This is a genomic window from Mycetocola sp. CAN_C7, from assembly GCF_015752285.1.
Classification (GTDB): Bacteria; Actinomycetota; Actinomycetes; order Actinomycetales; family Microbacteriaceae; genus Mycetocola_A.
Genome location: NZ_JADOUY010000002.1, coordinates 504,986 through 522,308 on the forward strand (window position 1 = coordinate 504,986; position 17,323 = coordinate 522,308).

Here is a 17,323-nt window from a genome sequence, read left to right on the forward strand (position 1 = left end):
AGACTGTCGGCATGCGAACTCGCGAGCAACCGGGCCCAGGAGCGTCAAAAAAGGCCCTCACACTGCATCGCGCCGCACGGATCGACGACGCGTTCCTCGACTGGCGCGCTCGACGTGGCCGCAAGCGTGGCATGATCCCGACTGTCATCCCGTATACCGGTTACGGCTCCACCACGCTCGTCCGCGTTCTTGCCCGCGTTCTCCTCACCCGCCCGGATGCCACGCCTGCGGCCGCCCCCGTACAGCGGGTGCGTGGCTGGCGCAGTTTCACGAGCATCCCCGTCGTGAGTGCAGACGTCTCGGTCACGGTCGGCGGTGAAACCCACGTCGTGAAGGCGGACCGCGGTGGTGTCATCGATGCGGACATCTCCGTGGCGCTGGAGCCCGGCTGGCAGCAGATCACCCTGCAGAGCGAAAACTCACGGCCGGTGGTGTCGAACATCTTCATCGCTGACCCCGCCGTCACGGTCGGCATGCTCTCCGACATCGACGACACCGTGATGGTCACCCTGCTCCCCCGCCCCTTTCTCGCGGCGTGGAACACCTTCGTTCTCGACGAGCACGCCAGGACTCCGGTTCCCGGTATGGCGGTGCTGCTCGAGCGACTCGCGAGGAAGCATCCGGGCTCGCCCATGATCTACCTGTCGACCGGTGCCTGGAATGTCGCTCCGACTCTCTCGCGTTTCCTCTCTCGTCATCTCTACCCCGCCGGAGCCCTGCTGCTCACCGACTGGGGGCCGACTCATGACCGCCTCTTCCGGAGCGGGCGCAAGCACAAGGCGGACAATCTCCGCCGACTGGCCGCTGAGTTCCCCGATGTGCGATGGATTCTCGTGGGCGATGACGGTCAGCACGACGAGGAGATCTACGGCGAATACGCCGACGAGTTTCCCGACCGGGTCGCCGCTGTGGCGATCCGCCAGCTGTCACCGGGTGAAGCGGTGCTCGCCGGTGGTCGCTCGAAGGCTGAAAACCACGGTCGTGAGACCGCCCCGTGGATCTATGCCGCCGACGGCGCCGGTCTGTTGGAACAACTCGAGGCGCTCGGGCTGGCCTGACCTCAACCGAGGGACGAGCCCCGGCCGGACGGGTCGAGTGAGCCGAAGTCAAGCGTGCCCGGCTTCTGCTGACCCAGGTCGATCGAGTCGAGAAGCTGTGGCCCGTTGTTCTTCACGCTGTTGACGGACTTCGAGACCGGGTAGAAGGCGAAGTCGTGGGCGACCTCGAACGACGACGAGTCGAGCAGGTCGAGCGCATCGCCCGGTGACAGATCGGAGCCGAGCCAGCTGTCGAAGACGTCGGGGGCGAGGCACGCCGGCATGCGGTCGTGCACCTCACCCGGCGCAACATGGGCGTCGCGCGTGATGATCGCCATCGACAGGCGCCACCGCCCAGGGTCGTCAGCGCCCATGGACGGGTCTGCCCACGCCCGCACGATGCCGGCCATGGCGATGTCGGCATCGGGATGGTGGATGAAGTACGGCTGCTTCCCCTGCTCGGTGCGCTGCCACTCGTAATAGCCGGCGGCGCTGACGATGCACCGTGATGACGTGAACGCACCCTTGAAGAGACCGTTGCTCGTGACGGTCTCGATTCGCGCATTGATGATCGGTTTTCCGCCTCCGAACGTCGGTGACCTCGGCGACACGATGCCCCACCGAACCGAGTCGATCCGCCGGACCCCATCGTGCTCACGCACCACCGGCACCTGGTCGGTCGGGGCCACGTTCCAGGACGGCGTCCATTCGGATGCTTCCCCACCCGTCTCTGCCATGAACTCCCGGATGAGGTCGTCGGTTTCCTTGTCCATCGCAAATCGTCCGCACATACCCTCATCCTGCCGCAGACGGCAGACATCGTCAGGAAAAGAATTCGGCAGGTGACATCGCGCTGTCGGTCGTTCACGGCAGACTGGCACCATGGCAGGGCAGCGCTCCATCGACATCGCCCGTCTTCGGCTGCTCGCACAAGGGGTCCATCGTCCGGAGCCGCGAAGCCCTCTCGAGACTGTGCGGCATCTGGTGGCGATGCAGGGCCAGGACCTGCCCGGCGTGCTCTGGTCCATCGGGCTGCGTAGCCCGGGGATCACCGAGACCGGGGTGAAAGCGGCATTCGACCGCGGCGAGATCGTGCGCAGCTGGCCCATGCGCGGCACGCTGCACGTCACAACGCCTGCTGACCTTCGCCTGATCCTCCCGCTGTCGCGGAGCCGACTCGCGACGTCATTAGCCACACGACGCTCCGAGCTCGGCATCACTGAGGCGGATGTCGCCGTGGCCACAGAAGCAGCTCTCGCTGCGCTTCAGGTCGGCCCGAGAGTACGCAAAGAGCTGTTTGCCGTGTTCGAGTCGGTCGGCCAGACGACGTCCGGGCAGCGCGGCAGCCACCTCATCGGGGCGATCGCTCACGCCGGACTGATCTGCCTCGGACCGTTCTCCGGGCGCGAACAGGCATTCGTGGTCCTCGATCAGTGGGCACCACCGATCGGGCCACCACCGGATCGCGACAAGGCCATCGCCGATCTGGCCCTGCGGTACTTCGTCAGCCACGGGCCGGCGACCGAAGCGGATTTCGCCTGGTGGGCGAATCTCACGCTCCGCGACGTGCGCGCCGCCATCGGTCGGGTCGACCGTCACCTCGCTCGCATCCCCAGGAACTCGACGGTGTATCTCGCCGACCCGGCCCTTCTGGGCAATTCAGCTGCCGCACCTGGGCCTCGCGATGTTCACGTCCTTCCCGGGTTCGACGAACACCTGCTCGGCTACACCGACCGCAGCGCGACCCTGGCCGCCGAAAACTCCCAGGCCATCGTCCCCGGCAACAACGGGGTGTTCCGGTCAAGCATCGTTCTCGGCGGCCGGGTTGCCGGAACGTGGTCCAGACGTGAGACGGCGTCGACGATCCGGATCGGCGTGGAGCCCTTTTGGCCGCTCGGCACCGGGCATCGTGCGGCCCTCGAGCGCGCCCTCGACCGCTACGGCCGATTTCGGGGAAAGCGGATCCTCATCGACGCGCCAGGTACCGCTGACGGCACGGGAGCATCCGCCACGCTGTAGCGTTGCACGCGTGAGACGCCTCCGCGAACTGCGACTGCCGGCTTCGCTCCGTGCGCCCAGCCGCGTGCCGTTGCTGCAGGTGGTGAAGACCTCGGTCGCCACCGTCGCCGCATGGTTCGTCGCCGTCCTGGTTTTGCCGTCTGAATTACCGATCTTCGCGGCGATCGCCGCTCTTCTCGTCGTCCAGCCGAGCGTGAACCAGTCGTTCGGCAAAGCCATCGAACGCAGCGTCGGGGTCATCGCCGGCGTCCTGATCGCCTCCCTGATCGGCCTGGTCTTCAACAACCAGTCCTGGGTGATCCTGCTTGCGATCGTCGTCTCGATCTTCTTCGGCTGGCTGTTCCGGTTGACCCCGGGCTCGGCGAATCAGATTCCGATCAGCGCCATGCTCGTGCTGGCGATCGGGGCGGCCACACCCGGTTACGCCATCGACCGGATCATCGAGACCCTGATCGGAGCTGCGCTTGGCGTCATCGTCAACGTGCTCATCGTGCCTCCGGTTGTTCTGGCTCCAGCGGAACGTGACGTCAACCTGCTTGCGCAGGAACTCGCCGCCAGCCTCGAGCGGCTCGCGAGGTCTCTCACGACACGGCAGTCCCGTCAGCAGCTGGACGGACTCATGATCGAAGCACGATTGCTCCGTCCGATGCGGGAGTCAGCGGAGGCATCCGTACGACAGGGCGAAGAATCTCTCACCCTCAATCCGCGGCAGAGCGCCCACCGCAGACGCCTCGAGCACACCTCACAGTTGCTCGCGCGGCTCTCGCCCATCGTCACCCGGGTGATCGGGATGACTCGGGCTCTGCATGACCACTACGACCCGTCACTCCACGAGGAACCGGCTCTGCATTCGATAGCTTCCGAGCTGGGTCGCGCTGCCCATGATCTGCGGCTGCTCCCCCGGACTCCGTTCGGAGACCACGCCGAGGTTCCCGGTGCTGAGCCGCTTCGGACCGCAGAGATCCCGGTGCTGACCGCCCCGCTGACGATCGCCCGTCCGCACCCGGAACACTGGCTCCTCATCGGATCGCTGATGGAGGACCTGCGCCGCATACACGAAGAGATCGTCGGAGACTGAGGTCTCCGACGATCTCTCGATGTCGTGGTGCCGGCTCTTACTCGCCCGAGTAGACCGCCTGCAGTTCGAGCGTGATGGTGACCTTGTCACCGAGCAGCACGCCGCCGGTCTCGAGGGCGGCGTTGTAGTTCAGGCCGAAGTCTTCGCGGTTGATGACGGCCTTGGCCGTTGCTCCACCCTTGTAGTTGCCGTACGGGTCCTGGCCGAAGCCGCCGAACTCGAAGTCGAAGGTGACGGCCTTGGTGACGCCCTTGATGGTGAGGTTGCCATCGACCTTGAAGTCGTCGCCTTCCTGGCGGACACCGGTCGACACGAAGTCGATGGTGGGGTACGTGGGAGCGTCGAAGAAGTCTCCGGTGCGGAGGTGACCGTCGCGGTTGGCCTCGTTGGTGTTGATCGAGGCGACCTCGGCGGATGCCGTGACGCTGGAGTCGAGCGGGTTCTCACCGGTGACGAATGTGGCCGAGAACTTCTCGAACGTGCCTTTCACCTTGCTGATCATGATGTGGCGGATGCTGAAGCCGACCTCGCTGTGGGTGGGGTCGACGGTCCAGGTTCCTGCTTTGTAGCCGGGGATCGATGTCGCGGTCAGAGTGCTCATAGAGTGTGCTCCTTCTGGGGCAGGTCAGAGATCGGCGCTCGTGCGCCGTGATACATGCAAACGCATGTTCCAGGAATTCTATTCCCGCATTCTGAACGCCGGGTCGACGATGGCCGTCAGTTGAACGGTTGGCTTCGCCTGGCCGCCTCGTTGCGGGCGACGAGAAGCTTGAGTGCGGCCTCGTCCACCTGCTCCTCGGTGATGCGTCCACTCTCGACGGCGGCACCGATGTCGGCGACCAGCTGCGTGGGATCGACACCGTCGACCGCCGGTGACGAGCCCAGCACGAAGAGAAGCATGGTAGTGCCTGCTGCCAGCGCACGGATCGCGTTCTCGGACGGGTCCTGGTATTCGGCGAGACCGGTGTTGCGCAGCATGAGCATGTCGTCGGTGATCGTGATTCCATCGAAACCGAGGGTGTCGCGAAGGATGATGTGCCAGGTCGGCGACAGCGATGCCGGCTGGTCGTCGACCGCCGTATACGCCAGGTGACCGAACATCACGATCGGAGCGCCTGCGGCGATTCCAGCCGCGAACGGCACGGCATCCGTTCCTGACCATTCCTCCAGCGACTCCGCCGTCGCTGGAACGGTTGTGTGCGAGTCTCCTGGAGCAGCCCCGTGCCCAGGGAAGTGCTTGAGTGTCGACAGGATCATGCGCTTCTCGCCGTCCACCGCAGCGGCGACCCGTTCACCGGCGGCTTCGGGCGTGGTGCCGAGCGCGCGACGGAAGATGAACGAACCGGGGTCGTCGGTGACGTCGGCCACGATGCCGAAGTTCACCGAGATCCCCGACTGGGCGAGCAGGCGAGCTCTCAGGCCGAACGCACGCTCCGTCTCCTCGACCGGGCGGCTCTTGAGAGTCAGCGACGACGGCCAGTCGTCCGAACGGATGCGTCGGACGTCTCCGCCTTCCTGATCGATCCCGATGAGCAGCGGAAAACGGGCGTCGGGACTCGCGGCGTGGGCGAGAGCTGCGGTGTCCTCTGCACCGCCGGCGATGTTGTCGCCCATGAAGATCAACCCACCCGGCTGGTAGGTGTCGACGAACGTGCGCATGGCCGTGGCATCGGTGCCGGGAATGTGAAGCATGAGGAGGCTGGCGATTTTCTCCTCGCGCGTCATCGACTCGAGTTCGGTCCGGGCGGCCGCCTCTGCTGGCGTCGGTGCAGGCATCGCTGTCTCCTGGGTCGGCGTCGGCACCGGTGTCGGTGTGGAGGTGCTTCGGGGCGTGGTACACCCGGAAAGAACCATCGTCGCGAGCGCGAGAGTCGCCACAGACATCAGCAGACGTCTCGGGGCGAAACGGTTTCGGGTCATCCGTCCAGCCTACGTCGCGGGCGCCTGCGCTCAGGGAACGATCAGTGTCACTCCGGCGCCCCCACGCCCGTTGGCCAGATCGATCATCGCTGCCGGGGCATCGTCGAGCGGAATTCGGCGGGTGATGAGCTCTTCAGGACGCAGGCGCCCCGACGCGACGATGTCGAGCATCGCTGGGTAGTGGCGCGCATCCATACCGTGACTTCCGAGCACGGTGAGTTCGCCTGCGATGATCTCGCTCATCGGGACCCGCGGGTTCCCGGTGAACAGGCCGATCTGCACGTGCCGCCCGCGTCGGGCGAGTGAGCGGATCGCGATCGCCGTCGTGCTCTCACGACCGAGCGCCTCGACCGAAACGGCGGCGCCACCGGAGGCGAGATCGCGAACGGCGTCGACCACGTCGGCGTCGCTCAGCCGGCTGGAATCGATGACGTGCGCGGCTCCAGCCGCCGTCGCCAATTCGAGAGCGGTGGGATCGATGTCGACTCCGATGACCCGCGCGCCGAGCGCCGTCGCGATCATCACCGCGCTGAGACCGACTCCCCCGCAACCGACGACGACGACCCATTCGTCTTCACGGACCTTCGCCTGGCCGACGAGGCCACGGAACGAGGTGGCGAACCGGCAGCCGAGGATGGCAGCCGCGCCGGCATCGAGGGCATCGGGAACCGGGATGACGTTGACGACGGCGTTGCGGATGGCGACGTACTCGGCGAAGGACCCCCAGTGAGTGAACCCGGGTTGGGTCTGGTTGCGGCAGACCTGCCCGTTCCCGCTCTCGCACTCCGGGCAGTTTCCACAAGCGCAGACGAACGGGACGGTGACCCGCTGACCGATACGAAGCCCGCTGACCCCTGCGCCGATCTCGTGGATCCGGCCGACGAGCTCGTGCCCGGGAACGTGTGGGAGTCGAATGCCGGAGTCGTGGCCGGCCCAGGCATGAACGTCGCTGCGGCACAACCCGGTGGCGAGCACCTGGATCAGCACTCCGCCGTTCCCCGGGTCAGGGCGGGGTACGTCGGCGATACGGGGAACCGAGCCAAAGGACTCGTAGAGGACGGCACGCATCAGCCCAGTATCCCCCAGCATGTCGGCGCATCGCCTCCGATACGCTGGGAGGCGCGAACGGTGGTAGGTCGAACCGTGTGACACCCAGGAGCGGCAATGGACCAGACGGCAGAGACCTTCAGCCAGATCCTCCGATTCGTCGACCTCGCCGGTGTGCTGACGAACGCCATTCTCGGTGGGATCGCCGCACGGTCTGCCCGCCTCGACATCGTCGGATTCGTGATTCTCGCGGTGATGAGCGGGCTCGGCGGTGGCCTCATCCGTGACACTCTGCTGCAGCAGGGCACCCCCGTTGCGCTCACCGACCCCGCGTATCTCGCCCTGGCCATCGCCGGCGCCGTCATCGCCTTCTTCGTTCCGTTCCGTGGGCGATGGTCACAGCGATCCCTGATCCTCATCGATGCGCTCGCGATCGGGTGCTGGGCAGCGGTCGGTGCGCAGAAATCTCTCGACGCCGGGCTGGGATGGCTCGCGGCTGTAGCCATGGGCATCGTGACCGCGGTCGGTGGAGGTGCCGTCCGCGACGTCATGCTGCTGAGGATCCCGCGTATCTTCGGTGGAAACACCCTCTACGCGACCAGTGCCCTGGTCTCGAGCGTCGCGATGGTCCTGCTCAGTTCGCTCGGGATGCCGACTCTCGGCTCGGCTGTGGCACTTGCGAGCGGGGCGCTGCTCTCGCTGCTCGCCAGGCGGTTCGGCTGGACCCTTCCCACTGAGGTTCGGATCCCCCGTCCGCGCCTGCTGAGTGACATGCGTCGGCGATTCCGCCGCCGGGCAGGTACCGGTGAGTCACACGTCGACCCGCCGGCGTGACGGTCTCTCAGCTGGGCGACGATCAGACGGCGCCGAGGTAGAACCAGGACTGTCGTTCGCGCACGAACCGGCTGACCTCATGCTGGTCGCCTCGCCCATCGGCTGAGCGGTAGTACGCACGAAACTCGACGGTCCCGTCGACCCCGAGCGGGCCGCCCCCGTTCGTCGAGAGGATGTCGAGTCGGTACCAGACGAGGTCAGGGTCGAGTTCCAGAGTGGCCGGACGGGTTGTCGGATGCCAGGAGTCGAGCAGATAGCCGGCGTCGTTCACCGCGAACGCCGTGAACCGAGATCGCATGAGGCGCTCGGCCGTCGGGGCCGTCATATCACTGCGGTGGAGGGGGGCGCAGCAGTTGCCGTAAGTCTCCCCGCTGAGGCAGGGGCATCGGTCCGGGTCGGCGATCGCAGCAGGTGGCACACCGCCATTATGCGTCACCGGGGCGCGCACGCTCGACAGGTGCCGACTCTCAAAAGAGCGCACAATCGCCTGTCGAACGTGCGTCGGGTTCAGTGGTTCCTGTTGAGCGGAACACGATCGTCGGTTCGGGCGATGAGCCAGAGCGGAACGACCTGCAGTGCAGCCTCAGAGTGGAGATGATTCATGCCGCGCTCCATGCCGTCGTGACGGCGTGGACGGCGAGGCGGAGCGTCTCCGTCTCGGTCTCGACCCGCACCGCCTCGGCGGGCAGAGCGCGCTCCGTCATGAGCCCGCTGATAACCGTCGCGAGGAACCGCGCCCGCTGCTCGACCTCGCCCGCGGGAATCGCGCCTTCCTCGATGAGCGTGGTCAACCACCGCTCGACGCGGTGGCGACCCATCCGCTCGAGCGCGAGGTAGGTGGCCGCCTCGTCGTCGGAAGGTGTGGATGCCACGTACGTCTCGTACAGAGCGCCCCATTGCTCTCGGGCACGGCCGCCGGCACCCACTTGCGCGAGGATCAGTCGCAAGCACGCGATAAGGCGTTCGGTCGGCGCCAGTGCGTGATCGTGGATGGGATCGTCAGGAATTTCGACGTCGTATATCCCGGCGACGACAGTGTCGATGAGGGCACGCTGCGTGGGAAAGAAGTGCCGCAGCGAGCCCGTGCTTACGTGGGCGCGAGCGGCGACCGCCCGAACACTCAAGCGGGCGGTCGGGTTCTCACCGAGCATGGTCGCCGCAGCAATCAGGATCTTGTCGCGCGTTCCCGGGTCCTTCGATTTAACGCTCATGTCAGCCCTTCTCGTGACAAGTAGCTATCACAGTGTGCTAGCTTAGCCCTCTCAGCACCTATCACGCTGTACTAGTTTGACGTCGAGGTGGAGAAGATGGGAATCAAACATGGGCGCAACCGCCTGGTGCGTACCGGATCCGGCGAACCGCTGCAGCGCTTCCGCTGGTGGCAGACGTTCGGGCGGTCGTTACGCACGATCACACTCCCGGCTCCCGATGGCACAGCATCCGCCTACACGGTGGATGTTCGTCATGCCGGCGACATGACTGACGGCGAGGTACGGGCGCGTCTCTTCGTGAACGGATCACTGCGCTCGTACTCGAAGATGCCGACCCGCTTCCCGGTGCACGGCGGTCACATCGAGGTCGGCATCAACGGCTTCGGACTCAAACGCTGCCACTTTGTGCACGCAGACGGCAGTGCGATGCAACTGAGTCCCGACCCCGCCTCTGTAGAAGGGCGCCGCGCCCGACTGCACCACAGACATCCCGGTCTGAGCCGGCTCATCGGCGTCGTCTCGACGACGCTCGTGCTCGTCGGCCTGAGTGTCACTGTGCCGCAGATCATCGAATCGATCTCTCACATCCCGCCCATCGCCGAATCGATCGGAACCTTCACCTCTCCCGTCCGACTTCCGCTCCAGGTCAACCTGCTCATCGGGCTGGCGGCCGTCATCGGCCGCACCGAACGAGCCTTGCGGATGCGATCGAGCTGGATCGACGAACTCGCGAGCTGAACCAACGAAAGGACACAAACATGTCAAACACCGCCCCCAACTGGCTCCTCCAGCCCGACGACCCAGCTCCGACTCCCCGCGCTCCGGCCGCCGTCGAGTACCACCGCGTCTACGCGGGCGGGAAACGCAGAATTATCCGCGGCATCCTCGCGATCGTGCTTGTGTTCGCCGGACTCATCGGATTCGGTCAATTGTTCCTGCTCGGCGCCCGCCTCATCGACACGGAGATTCTTGGACGCGCCGGCTTCACCCCGCTCCAGCAGGCCGCCGGCGCACTCTCCCTCGCCGCGCTCATCCCCTACTGCATGCTGTTGCAACGACTGCTCTACGGAGTCCCCGCCGGCTCGCTGCACTCCGTAGCCGGACGCTTCCGATACGGTGTCTTCGGCCGATCGCTCCTCGCCTTCGGCCCCGTCCTGCTCATCGTCATCGCCGGCGGGTTCCTCCTGGCACCTGCTGATCGGATCCCCTGGACGACGGTCGATCTCGTTGCCTACTTCGTGATCGGAATGCTGCTGACACCGCTCGCTGCGGCCGGAGAAGAGTACGGATTCCGCGGCCTCATGTTCCGCGTCGTCGGCGGATGGACACGTGGGGCGCGCCCCGGCGCCGTGCTCGGCATCATCATCCCCACCGTCCTCTTTTCTCTCTTCCACGGGTCGCTCGACCCCTACATCCTGACCTCATACCTCGTGCTCTTCGGGTCGCTGGCGATCATCACCTGGCGCACTGGAGGACTCGAGACCGCCGTCGTCCTCCACGCCGTCTACAACGTCACGGCCCTCGTGCTCGGCACGGCTCTGCACGTCGACCTCGGCGGCGCACTCAACAGTCGCGAACACATCTCCGGCTCGATCGCCAACCTCATCCCCAGCGCCGCACTGATCCTCATCACCGCCGCCGCCTGGTGGATCACAAGGAAAACCGGCCCCGCACGCACCCCCGCACGCTGAACCGTCCTGGTCGGAACGGATGCGCTCACACTCCTGATAAGTGCGGCACAGACCCTGGTTCTTCGCTGTATGACGCGATCCGTTGTGGATCGCTGTGGAACGCGGGGCTACTTGAGAAAGGGCCCGAGGGACTTAGCGGCCCTTCCTTAACGAAAAGAACCCCTGAGAACCTTGCGTTCATCAGGGGTTTCGGTGGATCTGAGGGGATTCGAACCCCTGACCCCCTGCATGCCATGCAGGTGCGCTACCAGCTGCGCCACAGACCCATTCGGTTGCTCTGATCTCTCGGAGCAACCTGTTTAGATTACTACAAAATCTGCGGCGTCACGAATCGAGACGGCAGACGCGAACAGCGAACCTATTCGACGGGTGCTGCGGCCGAAACAGCGATCGGAACGACCGGGCAGTCCTTCCACAGTCGCTCGAGGGAGTAGTACAGGCGTTCTTCCTCATGGAAGACGTGCACGACGAGGTCGCCGAAGTCGAGAAGAATCCAGCGTCCTTCGGACCGGCCTTCTCGACGGAGGGTCTTGTGCCCCGACTCGTTCAACTTGTCTTCGATCTCACCGGCGACGGCAACGACGTTGCGCTCGCTGCGTCCGGTCGCGATCAGGAAGATGTCGACGAAAGGCAGAGGTCCAGACACGTCGAGGGCGACGAGGTCTTCGGCGCCTTTGTCGTTTGCTGCTGCTGCAGCGATGTTGAGCTGCTCGATGGTGGATTCTCGTGCTGTCACGTGCTGGTTTACCTTTCGGGGACTATCGCGACTGGAAAGCGCCGGCCGCGATACCGACGATGATGACGGACAACACGGCGACGGCGAGAACGCCGGCCGTGATGGCCAGAATGAGGAGCAGCCGGTTGCTGCGGGCGGGGGCCGGCGGGGTGATGACATCCCGAGTGGCGGTGTGGGTGCTGACGGCTTTGCTGGCCGAGACGGGTGTTCCTGCCGTGGCGGGTCGTGCCTCGTCCTCGGCATCGAACATGGCGTCGATGTCGGACTTGTCGAACTGGTCGGCGTTGCCGCTCGCACCCATCGACGACGGCAGATCGATCGAACCGGTGACGACCACATTTCCGTTCGCAGAGAGCGGTCCGGTCAGCGGGTGGGCGTTCGGCATGATCGGCAGGATGATCGAGCTGGTGCTCACGCCATTGCCCGCCTCCTCGAGGCCGCGGGCGATGATCTGGTCGAAGGGCTCGTCAGCCGAAACCGTCGGAGCCTCCACGGGCAGGCCGGTGTCGATCACGGACCGACCGAAATCGTCGGCGAGACGTGAAGCCTCGTCATCGCCGTTCCCCGCCTGGACGGTCGCAGCAGGGCCGAACGGCGACTCCGGGTGTGGCGACGTGATGAGTTCGAATGCGGACTGCCGTGACTCGGCTTCGGCGTCTGGCTCGTCTTGCACGATCTCAGCGTCGACGACGTCCGGCTCAGCGACGCGAGCAGACGACGGCACGAATGAGGGGATCCGGTTGCCCGCCTGCTGATCGCGCTTGCCATTCTTCTTCGTCGCGGGGACGCTGTCCCGCTCGACCACTGCGGGGACTGCGCCTACTGCCTGCACGCCGTCTGCCGGTGCGTCCTCGACGACGCTGCCCGGAGCATCCGTTGGCTCAGGGGTGACGACGGACAACGATGCCGTCCGGACGCGCTCGAGGTCGCGCGACTGACGGCGTGTGAGCGGCCGTCCTGATGCCTGTGCCTCTTCGAGAACCGTGACCTCGTCAGTCGTCAGATTCGGTTCAGCGGGCGTCGGGTTCACCTCGGGGATGTCTCCACCGGCTACGGGCGACGTCGTCGACACCCGTCGTGAACGTGGTTCGGTGGGCGCAGTGGGCTCGGTCGTTCGCTGCTGCTCTCGCAGCTGGCGACGAGAGAGCGGTTGCTCGTCGGGCAGCGGGGTCATGCATTACTCCGATATAGGTGATGTTTGGTGATGTACTGAACGACACCGTCGGGAACCAAATACCAGACCGGGAATCCCCGGCTCACCCGGCTCCGACAGTCAGTGGAAGAAATCGCCAGCGCCGGAACTTCCAACAAGCTTACGTCCTGCTTCGGCAAACCCGAAACGCTGAGAGCGTGTCCCGGACGACTCACAGCCACGAAATGAGCAAGCGACCACAACTCGTCGACGTCTTTCCAGTTGAGAATCTGCTCGATGGCGTCAGCTCCGGTGATGAAGAAGAGTTCGGCGTCCGGTCGCGCCTGATGAAGATCGCGCAGCGTGTCGATCGTGAATGTCGTCCCCTGCCGGTCGACGTCGACCCTGCTCACCGTGAACCGCGGATTGGATGCCGTGGCTATGACGGTCATCAGGTACCGATGTTCTGCAGAGGTGACGACGTTCTTGTGCCAGGGCTGTCCCGTCGGAACGAACAGCACTTCATCGAGATCGAATGACTGGGCCACTTCGCTGGCAGCGACGAGGTGACCGTGGTGGATGGGGTCGAACGTGCCGCCCATCACTCCCACCCGAGGTGGGCGTGGCAGATCCGCCATCGGGCGCTAGTGGCCGGGTCCCCGGGTGGAGCCGGTGCGTTCGCGAGCAGCGACACGTCCGCCGTGGCGGTTGGCGACGTCACGGTAGCTGAACGTCGCGATGCCCAGGAAGAGGAAGATGATGAGGGCGACGACGCCGTACATCCAGGCCGGCATCGGCAGTTCCGTGTGGTGCGCCGCTTCGGCGATCAGGGCTGTCGCAAACGACATGTGTACTCCATTCGGTTCTCTGCGCTCGTCGCGCCGCGTTCAGTCTACCGACTATGCACGCACCTGGCCTGTACCCCGAACGGTCCACTTCGTGCTGGTCAGCTCGGAAACCCCCATCGGACCACGGGCGTGGAGTTTCTGAGTCGAGATGCCGACCTCCGCACCGAAACCGAACTCCCCGCCATCGGTGAATCGTGTCGACGCGTTGACCATCACGACGGCTGAGTCGACCTCGGCGAGGAATCGTTCTGCTGAGACGACGTCGTCGGTGAGAATCGACTCGGTGTGACCGGTCGAATAGCGGCGGATGTGATCGAGCGCCGCGTCGAGGTCATCGACGATCCGCACCGAGATATCGAGGCTCATATGCTCGGTCGCCCAGTCGTCGTCGGTCGCGGGTACGGTGCCGGGCACGAGTCTGGCGACGTTCTCATCGGCGTGGATCGTGACACCGGATGCCGTCAGCCGCCCAAGAACGGACGGCAGCAGGCGCTCGGCGGCCGCGCGATGGACCAGCACCGTCTCCACGGCGTTACAGACGCTGGGCCGCTGGACCTTGGCGTTGTGCACGATCTCTGTCGCCCAGTCGAGGCGTGCCGTCTCGTCGAGATAGATGTGGACGACGCCGGCACCGGTCTCGATGACGGGCACGCGGGATTCGGTCACGACGGCCTGGATGAGCGATGCGCTCCCCCGTGGCACCAGCACGTCGACGAGCCCGCGCGCCTGCATCAGCTGAGTCGCACCGTCGCGTCCGAAGTCGTCGACGGTCTGCACGGCGTCGGAGGGGAGCCCGACGGAGTCGAGGGCATCCCGAATGACCGAGATGAGTTCACGGTTCGTGTTCTCGGCCGCGGTGCCGCCACGGAGAACGACGGCGTTGCCGCTTTTCAGGGCGAGGGCGGCGATGTCGATCGTGACGTTCGGGCGCGCCTCATAGATCGCCCCGACGACGCCGAATGGTACGCGGACCTGGTCGATCTTCACGCCGTTCGGAAGCCGCGACCCACGCACGGTCTGTCCGATCGGGTCGGTCAGTGCCGCGATCTCCCGGACGGCTGCTGCCAGCGCGGTCACCCGCGCCTCGTCGAGGCGCAACCGGTCGAGCAGCCCCGAAGCCAGTCCTGCGCCGGCCCCGTTCTCGAGATCGACCGTGTTGGCGGCGAGAACCCGGGTCGTCGCGTCGACGACCCCGACCGCTAGCGCTTCGAGGGCTCTGTTCTTGGTTTCCCCTGTCGCGGTGGCGAGGGCGCGGGATGCCTCGCGGGCGCGCATGAGTCGGTCGCGAACACCCTCGGCGACAGTGTCGCTCGGGACGGAAGACGGAGGCGCTGTCGGCGTTGCGATGCTCATGTCATCGATTTTAGCGAGGTGAGGGCGTGCAGGTGACCGGTCAGCCGCGCTGCATCGGTTCGAACCAGGTGCCGACGTCTTCTCCGTTGAGCGCCTGCGACACCTGTGCGGTGGAGGTGATGAGCACCCCTGCGCCTGATTCGGCAGCAAGACGGGCCGCAGACACCTTGGTCGAGGCTCCCCCGGTTCCCACCCCTGCGGCGCCGATGTCGCCGAAGGTGACCTGTGTGAGCGGGTCGCCGACCGTGACCGTCGCAATCAGTTCGGCGTCTGGCTCGGACGGAGGCCGCGTGTACAGCGCGTCGACGTCGCTCAGCAACACCAGTGCATCGGCACCGATGAGCACGGAGACGAGGGCGGCGAGCCGGTCGTTGTCTCCGAAGCGGATCTCGTGCGTTGCGACGGTGTCGTTCTCGTTGACGATCGGGAGGATGCGCAGACTCAGCAATCTCTCCATCGCGCGCTGCGCATTACTGCGATGCGCGGGGATCTCCAGATCGCCTGCGGTGAGCAACACCTGGCCTGCGACGATGTCGAAGCGGTCGAGGCTGTCCTGGTACCGGTAGATCAGCACGTTCTGGCCGACAGCAGCAGCCGCCTGCTGGGTGGCGAGATCGACCGGTCGTGAGGTCAGCTGGAGGTACGGCATCCCGATCGCGATCGCACCCGACGACACGAGGATGATCTCGGTACCGCGACCGTGCGACTCAGCGAGTGCATCGACGAGGTGCGTGATCTGTCCCGCGTTCTTTCCGCTGATCGACGACGAACCCACTTTGACGACGACACGACGGGCTGAACGGATGCCATCGCGACCGGTGAGCGCCATGTCCTACTTGTCCTCGTCAGCGCCAGATGCTGCCGCGGCAGCGGCCTGCTCGTCCGCCTCGTACTGGTCGCGCCACAGGCCCGCTTCGCGTTCGCGAATGAGTTCCGCTCGTGCTTCGGTCTTGGCATCCATCCGCTCGAAGTACTCTTCGCGGCGCTGGTTACGGGTCGGCCGGTTGTTGGCATCGAGTCGTGCGTCGAGTCCTCGCGGCGTCGTGATGAGTTCAGCAGATGACGTGAGCGTGGGCTCCCAGTCGAAGACAACGCCGTTGTCGCGACCGATGATGACCGTCGAGCCGCCGACGGCTCCGGCCTTGAACAGACCATCCTCGACGCCGAGCTTGGCGAGCCGGTCGGCGAGGAAGCCGATGGCCTCTTCGTTGGTGAAGTCCGTCTGCTGCACCCAACGCTCCGGCTTCGCACCGAGCACACGGTAGATGTTGCCGAAGCTTCCACCCTCGACCGAGACCGTGAACTTGGACTCGTCGACGGCCTTCGGACGGATGACGATGCGCGGCTTCTCGGCGGCCTCGATCCGTTTCGCTTCGCGTTCGATCGCGACGAGGTCTCCGAGCGCGTACGAAAGTTGACGGAGCCCTTCGTGGCTCACCGTCGAGATCTCGAACACGCGATATCCGCGGGCCTCGAGGTCGGGCTTCACCAGGTCGGCGAGCTCGCGTCCCTCGGGAACGTCGATCTTGTTCAGAGCGATGAACTGGGGCCGTTCGAGGAGTGGCAGCTGGCCTTCGGGGACCGGATACGCGCCGAGCTCTCCGAGGATGATGTCGAGATCGGTGATCGGGTCACGGCCGGGTTCGAGGGTTGCGCAGTCGAGTACGTGCACCAGCGCTGAACAACGCTCCACGTGGCGGAGGAACTCGAGGCCGAGTCCCTTGCCCTCGCTTGCGCCCTCGATCAGGCCGGGGACATCTGCAACGGTGTAGCGGTTGTCACCGGCCTGCACGACACCGAGGTTCGGGTGAAGGGTCGTGAACGGGTAGTCGGCGATCTTCGGCTTCGCTGCGCTCATCGCGGCAATCAGGCTCGACTTGCCGGCTGACGGGTACCCGACAAGCGCGACGTCGGCAACAACCTTGAGCTCGAGGGTGACGTCGCCGGCCCAGCCGAGAGTACCGAGGAGGGCGAAACCGGGTGCCTTGCGCTTGGTGGTCGACAACGCGGCGTTGCCGAGACCACCCTGGCCGGCCTGAGCGACCACGTAGCGGACCCCTGGTTCGGCGAAGTCGATGAGTTCGTTGCCGTCGACGTCCTTGACGACGGTTCCGACCGGTACCGGGAGTTCGAGCTCTTCGCCCAGCGTTCCACTGCGGTGGTCGCCCATGCCTGGGCCACCGTTCTGCGAGGTGCGGTGCGGCGAGCGGTGGTAGTTGAGCAGTGTCGTGACCTGGGGATCCGAGACGAGAACGATGTCGCCACCGTTTCCGCCGTTGCCTCCGTCGGGTCCTGCGAGCGGCTTGAACTTCTCACGACGCACAGACACGCATCCGTTACCGCCGTTCCCGGCACGCAGGTGCAGTGTCACCTGATCGACGAATGTGGCCACGAGAGCCCTCCAGATAGCTTGTATT

Annotated in this window: 19 protein-coding genes and 1 tRNA gene; 6 read left to right on the plus strand and 14 right to left on the minus strand. The window is 65.5% G+C overall.

Features of this window, described 5'->3' with window-relative positions; translation table 11 throughout:
• Positions 1 to 11: 11 nt before the first annotated feature.
• The gene (locus IWX78_RS06080; protein ID WP_196832596.1) at positions 12 to 1,058 is read left to right on the plus strand and encodes an App1 family protein; all 1,047 of its coding nucleotides are present in this window, start codon (positions 12 to 14) and stop codon (positions 1,056 to 1,058) included.
• Positions 1,059 to 1,060: 2 nt separating this feature from the next.
• Here the strand turns inward: IWX78_RS06080 and IWX78_RS06085 are convergent, their stop codons facing one another.
• The gene (locus IWX78_RS06085) at positions 1,061 to 1,828 is read right to left on the minus strand and encodes an SOS response-associated peptidase (RefSeq protein ID WP_196832597.1); all 768 of its coding nucleotides are present in this window, start codon (positions 1,826 to 1,828) and stop codon (positions 1,061 to 1,063) included.
• A 91-nt stretch (positions 1,829 to 1,919) separates the two neighbouring features.
• Between IWX78_RS06085 and IWX78_RS06090 the strand changes: the two genes are divergently transcribed.
• Together IWX78_RS06090 and IWX78_RS06095 are read left to right on the plus strand one after the other, a co-directional pair.
• Positions 1,920 to 3,056, plus strand: a complete 1,137-nt coding sequence (locus tag IWX78_RS06090) for a winged helix DNA-binding domain-containing protein (RefSeq protein ID WP_196832598.1) — start codon at positions 1,920 to 1,922, stop codon at positions 3,054 to 3,056.
• A 28-nt stretch (positions 3,057 to 3,084) separates the two neighbouring features.
• Positions 3,085 to 4,134: an FUSC family protein gene (locus IWX78_RS06095; protein ID WP_196832749.1), complete on the plus strand. Its 1,050-nt coding sequence runs from the start codon at positions 3,085 to 3,087 to the stop codon at positions 4,132 to 4,134.
• Between the two features lie 37 nt (positions 4,135 to 4,171).
• On the opposite strand, the gene IWX78_RS06100 is transcribed toward IWX78_RS06095, so the two are convergent.
• The 3 genes from IWX78_RS06100 to IWX78_RS06110 all read right to left on the minus strand — a co-directional run bounded on the left by IWX78_RS06100 (position 4,172) and on the right by IWX78_RS06110 (position 7,122).
• On the minus strand, positions 4,172 to 4,735 hold the full coding sequence (locus IWX78_RS06100) for a YceI family protein (protein ID WP_196832599.1): 564 nt from the start codon (positions 4,733 to 4,735) through the stop codon (positions 4,172 to 4,174).
• A gap of 116 nt (positions 4,736 to 4,851) precedes the next feature.
• Positions 4,852 to 6,054 (minus strand): glycoside hydrolase family 3 protein, encoded by a 1,203-nt coding sequence (locus IWX78_RS06105; protein WP_196832600.1) that lies wholly within the window; start codon positions 6,052 to 6,054, stop codon positions 4,852 to 4,854.
• 30 nt (positions 6,055 to 6,084) lie between these two features.
• Positions 6,085 to 7,122: a zinc-binding dehydrogenase gene (locus IWX78_RS06110; protein ID WP_196832601.1), complete on the minus strand. Its 1,038-nt coding sequence runs from the start codon at positions 7,120 to 7,122 to the stop codon at positions 6,085 to 6,087.
• A gap of 96 nt (positions 7,123 to 7,218) precedes the next feature.
• On the opposite strand from IWX78_RS06110, the gene IWX78_RS06115 reads away from it, so the two are divergent.
• Positions 7,219 to 7,935: a trimeric intracellular cation channel family protein gene (locus IWX78_RS06115; RefSeq protein ID WP_196832602.1), complete on the plus strand. Its 717-nt coding sequence runs from the start codon at positions 7,219 to 7,221 to the stop codon at positions 7,933 to 7,935.
• 22 nt (positions 7,936 to 7,957) lie between these two features.
• Here IWX78_RS06115 and IWX78_RS06120 read toward each other — a convergent pair whose 3' ends face one another.
• Together IWX78_RS06120 and IWX78_RS06125 are read right to left on the minus strand one after the other, a co-directional pair.
• On the minus strand, positions 7,958 to 8,338 hold the full coding sequence (locus tag IWX78_RS06120; RefSeq protein WP_196832750.1) for a YchJ family protein: 381 nt from the start codon (positions 8,336 to 8,338) through the stop codon (positions 7,958 to 7,960).
• A 196-nt stretch (positions 8,339 to 8,534) separates the two neighbouring features.
• The gene (locus IWX78_RS06125; RefSeq protein ID WP_196832603.1) at positions 8,535 to 9,146 is read right to left on the minus strand and encodes a TetR/AcrR family transcriptional regulator; all 612 of its coding nucleotides are present in this window, start codon (positions 9,144 to 9,146) and stop codon (positions 8,535 to 8,537) included.
• A gap of 96 nt (positions 9,147 to 9,242) precedes the next feature.
• Between IWX78_RS06125 and IWX78_RS06130 the strand changes: the two genes are divergently transcribed.
• The gene (locus IWX78_RS06130) at positions 9,243 to 9,884 is read left to right on the plus strand and encodes a hypothetical protein (protein ID WP_196832604.1); all 642 of its coding nucleotides are present in this window, start codon (positions 9,243 to 9,245) and stop codon (positions 9,882 to 9,884) included.
• 20 nt (positions 9,885 to 9,904) lie between these two features.
• Positions 9,905 to 10,837: a CPBP family intramembrane glutamic endopeptidase gene (locus IWX78_RS06135; RefSeq protein WP_196832605.1), complete on the plus strand. Its 933-nt coding sequence runs from the start codon at positions 9,905 to 9,907 to the stop codon at positions 10,835 to 10,837.
• 193 nt (positions 10,838 to 11,030) lie between these two features.
• Here the strand turns inward: IWX78_RS06135 and IWX78_RS06140 are convergent.
• From IWX78_RS06140 to obgE, 8 genes are all read right to left on the minus strand, one after another.
• Positions 11,031 to 11,103, minus strand: a tRNA-Ala gene (locus tag IWX78_RS06140).
• A gap of 92 nt (positions 11,104 to 11,195) precedes the next feature.
• A complete protein-coding gene (gene rsfS, locus IWX78_RS06145; protein ID WP_196832606.1) occupies positions 11,196 to 11,573 on the minus strand; it encodes a ribosome silencing factor in 378 nt (125 codons plus the stop codon).
• Positions 11,574 to 11,595: 22 nt separating this feature from the next.
• A complete protein-coding gene (locus IWX78_RS06150) occupies positions 11,596 to 12,747 on the minus strand; it encodes a hypothetical protein (protein ID WP_196832607.1) in 1,152 nt (383 codons plus the stop codon).
• Positions 12,744 to 13,343: a nicotinate-nucleotide adenylyltransferase gene (gene nadD / locus IWX78_RS06155; protein WP_196832608.1), complete on the minus strand. Its 600-nt coding sequence runs from the start codon at positions 13,341 to 13,343 to the stop codon at positions 12,744 to 12,746. The genes IWX78_RS06150 and nadD overlap by 4 nt, the downstream gene beginning before the upstream one ends.
• Positions 13,344 to 13,349: 6 nt before the next feature.
• On the minus strand, positions 13,350 to 13,553 hold the full coding sequence (locus IWX78_RS06160) for a hypothetical protein (protein WP_196832609.1): 204 nt from the start codon (positions 13,551 to 13,553) through the stop codon (positions 13,350 to 13,352).
• A gap of 51 nt (positions 13,554 to 13,604) precedes the next feature.
• On the minus strand, positions 13,605 to 14,906 hold the full coding sequence (locus IWX78_RS06165) for a glutamate-5-semialdehyde dehydrogenase (protein WP_196832610.1): 1,302 nt from the start codon (positions 14,904 to 14,906) through the stop codon (positions 13,605 to 13,607).
• Positions 14,907 to 14,946: 40 nt separating this feature from the next.
• Positions 14,947 to 15,735, minus strand: coding sequence for a glutamate 5-kinase (proB, locus tag IWX78_RS06170; RefSeq protein ID WP_196832611.1), 789 nt, complete (start codon positions 15,733 to 15,735; stop codon positions 14,947 to 14,949).
• Between the two features lie 3 nt (positions 15,736 to 15,738).
• Positions 15,739 to 17,298 carry a GTPase ObgE gene (gene obgE / locus IWX78_RS06175; protein ID WP_196832612.1) on the minus strand — a complete coding sequence of 520 codons (1,560 nt, stop codon included), beginning with the start codon at positions 17,296 to 17,298 and terminating at the stop codon, positions 15,739 to 15,741.
• Positions 17,299 to 17,323 lie beyond the last annotated feature (25 nt).

Excerpts from the sequence above, each read along its gene's own strand:
- IWX78_RS06080 (WP_196832596.1), top strand. The coding sequence starts at position 12 with ATGCGAACTCGCGAGCAACCGGGCCCAGGAGCGTCAAAAAAGGCCCTC.
- IWX78_RS06085 (WP_196832597.1), bottom strand. The coding sequence starts at position 1,828 with ATGTGCGGACGATTTGCGATGGACAAGGAAACCGACGACCTCATCCGG.
- IWX78_RS06090 (WP_196832598.1), top strand. The coding sequence starts at position 1,920 with ATGGCAGGGCAGCGCTCCATCGACATCGCCCGTCTTCGGCTGCTCGCA.
- IWX78_RS06100 (WP_196832599.1), bottom strand. The coding sequence starts at position 4,735 with ATGAGCACTCTGACCGCGACATCGATCCCCGGCTACAAAGCAGGAACC.
- IWX78_RS06105 (WP_196832600.1), bottom strand. The coding sequence starts at position 6,054 with ATGACCCGAAACCGTTTCGCCCCGAGACGTCTGCTGATGTCTGTGGCG.
- IWX78_RS06110 (WP_196832601.1), bottom strand. The coding sequence starts at position 7,122 with ATGCGTGCCGTCCTCTACGAGTCCTTTGGCTCGGTTCCCCGTATCGCC.
- IWX78_RS06115 (WP_196832602.1), top strand. The coding sequence starts at position 7,219 with ATGGACCAGACGGCAGAGACCTTCAGCCAGATCCTCCGATTCGTCGAC.
- IWX78_RS06125 (WP_196832603.1), bottom strand. The coding sequence starts at position 9,146 with ATGAGCGTTAAATCGAAGGACCCGGGAACGCGCGACAAGATCCTGATT.
- IWX78_RS06130 (WP_196832604.1), top strand. The coding sequence starts at position 9,243 with ATGGGAATCAAACATGGGCGCAACCGCCTGGTGCGTACCGGATCCGGC.
- IWX78_RS06135 (WP_196832605.1), top strand. The coding sequence starts at position 9,905 with ATGTCAAACACCGCCCCCAACTGGCTCCTCCAGCCCGACGACCCAGCT.
- IWX78_RS06150 (WP_196832607.1), bottom strand. The coding sequence starts at position 12,747 with ATGACCCCGCTGCCCGACGAGCAACCGCTCTCTCGTCGCCAGCTGCGA.
- nadD (WP_196832608.1), bottom strand. The coding sequence starts at position 13,343 with ATGGCGGATCTGCCACGCCCACCTCGGGTGGGAGTGATGGGCGGCACG.
- IWX78_RS06160 (WP_196832609.1), bottom strand. The coding sequence starts at position 13,553 with ATGTCGTTTGCGACAGCCCTGATCGCCGAAGCGGCGCACCACACGGAA.
- IWX78_RS06165 (WP_196832610.1), bottom strand. The coding sequence starts at position 14,906 with ATGAGCATCGCAACGCCGACAGCGCCTCCGTCTTCCGTCCCGAGCGAC.
- proB (WP_196832611.1), bottom strand. The coding sequence starts at position 15,735 with ATGGCGCTCACCGGTCGCGATGGCATCCGTTCAGCCCGTCGTGTCGTC.